The sequence below is a fragment of the Bacillus cereus group sp. N8 genome (assembly GCF_016483685.1).
Classification (GTDB): Bacteria; Bacillota; Bacilli; order Bacillales; family Bacillaceae_G; genus Bacillus_A; species Bacillus_A proteolyticus.
The window spans coordinates 1-262 of sequence record NZ_JAEHBK010000180.1 but is presented as its reverse complement, the minus strand read 5'-3'; the positions used below and the strand labels follow the sequence as shown (position 1 = coordinate 262).

The following is a 262-nucleotide window of genomic DNA, read 5'->3' as shown; positions in this document are numbered from 1 at the left end:
ATCCCATACCCAGCGGTTACTGTCGACCTCTTTCTCCCCGCAGTCAATAATATCAGTATGATCTGTAATTCTATATGCCCTCTCAACGATAATAGGAGCAATCTTCGGTATGCGTGGAATTTCTTTTAAGACATCTGCAAAATTTCCAATGTAGACATGACCGATAATCTCGATTGTTAATGATTTATCCGATATATTTAGCACAGTATGAAATTGATTTGTATGTTGTTGTTTTAAATATTGGGCTAACTTAAATGGAGCA

1 pseudogene is annotated in these 262 nt (G+C 36.3%); it reads right to left on the bottom strand.

The window, feature by feature from the left end:
- Positions 1-262, bottom strand: a pseudogene (locus JDS80_RS30915) (hypothetical protein); the annotation flags it as partial.